3 protein-coding genes are annotated in these 1,482 nt (G+C 74.0%); all 3 read right to left on the reverse strand.

The genetic code is table 11. The annotated features are described in order from the left end of the window. The coding region (locus AB0J52_RS40245) for an RNA polymerase sigma factor (protein ID WP_500188451.1) at positions 1 to 303 on the reverse strand (303 nt) is incomplete at its 3' end. Between the two features lie 149 nt (positions 304 to 452). Next, positions 453 to 1,100: a nitroreductase family protein gene (locus AB0J52_RS40250; RefSeq protein ID WP_500188452.1), complete on the reverse strand. Its 648-nt coding sequence runs from the start codon at positions 1,098 to 1,100 to the stop codon at positions 453 to 455. Continuing rightward, positions 1,097 to 1,482: MFS transporter (locus AB0J52_RS40255; RefSeq protein ID WP_500188454.1), on the reverse strand; the 386-nt coding region annotated here is incomplete at its 5' end. The genes AB0J52_RS40255 and AB0J52_RS40250, both read right to left, overlap by 4 nt.

Raw genomic sequence — 1,482 nt, forward strand, 5'->3', positions numbered from 1 at the left:
GTCCTCCGGACGGACGGGCCCGGCGGCGGCCAGCTCGGACCGCAGCCGCGCGCCGAGGGCGCTCCGGCGGCGCTCGCCGCGGCGCTGCCCGGCCAGCACCCGGCGGGCCACGCCGTACAGCCACAGGCGGGCCTCGTCGCCCGGCGGGACGTCGTCCAGCCGCCGCCACGCGACGAGGAAGGTCTCGGCGACCACGTCCGCGGCGTCCTGGGGGTCCCCGGTCCGCCGCAACGCGTACCCGAGCACCTTGGCCCGGTTCTCCGCGTACAGGTCCTCGAACCGGTTCGATGTGGGATGTCGCAACACCAGCTCCTTTCCGGCATCCCTTCATTGCCGGCTCCCCTCCGGCATTACACCCCCTGCCGCGACCGGCGCGCTGGAACCGGTCGGGCGGGTGGGCCGGGACGTTCGAGCGCTCGGCTCAGGCGTCCCGGCCCCCGGTGTTCAGGTGCTCACCATCTCTCCCAGTGCAGGACCTGGTCGCGCGGGATGCGGGGCGCGGGCTTGAAGTCGGTGCCGATCGTGTAGGCGAGCGGGATGAACGCGGCGAGCATGACCTCCTGGTAAGGGACGCCCAGCGTGGCGGCGAGTTCCTGTTCGAGGGGCCCTTGGGCCGTTGTCCAGGTGGTGCCCAGGCCGCGGGCGCGGGCTGCGAGCATGAAGCTCCAGGTCGCGGGCAGGATGGACCCCCAGGTCCCGGACTGGACGGCCGCCGTGGCGTGGTCGGTGCGCCCTTCGATGGCGGGGATGACGAACGCCGGGACCCGGTGGATGTTGTCGGTCAGGTGCCGCAGCCCGTCGAACACGCCCTGGGTGGAGCGTGGAGCGTGGTTCATGCGGCGGATGTCGCGTTCGTTCAGAGGCTGGCCCTCCGCCGCGGCGAGCGCCCGGCGGAAGACGCCGCCCACGGTGCGGCGCAGGCGGGGTTCGGTGACCACGATGAAGTGCCAGCGCTGCCGGTTGCGTCCGGTGGGCGCCTGGGTGGCCAGGTCGACGCATTCCTCGATGAGCCGGCGCGGGACGGGCCGGTCGAAGTCGAGCCGCCTGCGGACGGCCCGGGTGGTGGACAGCAACTCGTCGGGGGTGAGGTCAAGGGTCATCGGGTGCTCCTCATGCGCGGACGGACGTCGGGGTTGGTGGCCGCCGGGTCACCGGCGGCGGGTGGAGGAGGCGTGCGCAGGCCGACGTAGGCGATGAGCGCGCCGAGCAGGGAGAAGGTCCCGGCGGTCAGGAACGCCGCGCGGTAGCCGTCCAGCGCGTCCGCCGGGACGGCCATCACGGCCGCGAGCACCGCCACGCCGATGCCGGCCCCGATCTGCACGGACGAGGTGACCAGGCTGGAGGCCAGGCCTTGGCGGTGGTCCGGCAGGCCGGCGACGGCGGCGATGTTGAGACTGGGGAACGACAGGCCGTTGCCCACGCCGTGCACGATGAGCGCGGGCAGCAGCACGGTCGCGTAGCCGCTGGACGCGCCCGCGCGCA

The sequence above is a fragment of the Spirillospora sp. NPDC049652 genome (assembly GCF_040675125.1).
Taxonomy (GTDB): domain Bacteria; phylum Actinomycetota; class Actinomycetes; order Streptosporangiales; family Streptosporangiaceae; genus Spirillospora.

Coding starts and splice junctions, on each gene's coding strand:
- AB0J52_RS40250 (WP_500188452.1), bottom strand. CDS start 1,100: ATGACCCTTGACCTCACCCCCGACGAGTTGCTGTCCACCACCCGGGCC.